Here is a 719-nt window from a genome sequence, read left to right as displayed (position 1 = left end):
CCCGGAAACAACGCCACCAAGCGTCCGGCTTCGTCGTACTGATACGCCGTCACCGCTCCCAGCGGGTCCTGCTCAACCGTCAACCGGCCTTTTTCATCGTAAGATTTAAAGTGCTCGGCACCGTCCGGATCCACCCGCTGCACCAGCCGCGCCCGCTGGTCATGCACGTAGACTTCCTGGCTGCCATCGGCGTTAAACACCGTGACCTGCCCGTTGTCATCCCAGGCATACCGCGTGTCCATCTGCGAGAAACTGGCCCAATGCCGCACACAACGCGCCGCCTTACCAGCCCGTTCCCACTCCCAAAAGAAGCTCGCCCCACCGGCCAAACCACGCTCAAGAATGACGTGCTGTTCGTCGTACCGATAAACCTCGCGTTCACCGACAGCATTAGTCGCAGAAACCAGTCGCCCAGCACCGTCATACGCGTAGGAAACAACGTTCTGTTCCGTCACCCAGACGAAAGGCTCAAGACCCGTGGCCCGCTGGATCTGATAATCCACCGCCACGATCCGCCCCGACGCATAACGCAAAAACAACGAACGCCCGACACTGTTATCCAGCCGTTCAATCTGCCCCAGATAATTGCGGGAAATGCGCAACCGGTTGTCATACGCATCGCTGATCGCCGTCAGCGCCCCGTCGCGAAAGTGGTAGAACCGTGACGCCTGCGCCAGCACCAGTTCATCAGGCAACGACCCCAAGTAGATCGCCGCTTC

At 59.7% G+C, this 719-nt stretch carries 1 pseudogene; it reads right to left on the bottom strand.

Annotated features, from left to right (window positions below):
* Positions 1-719, bottom strand: a pseudogene (locus AC3ZU9_RS31495) (type IV secretion protein Rhs); the annotation flags it as partial.

The sequence above is a fragment of the Pseudomonas sp. A39 genome (assembly GCF_058145955.1).
This window is presented reverse-complemented; position numbering and strand designations above follow the sequence as displayed.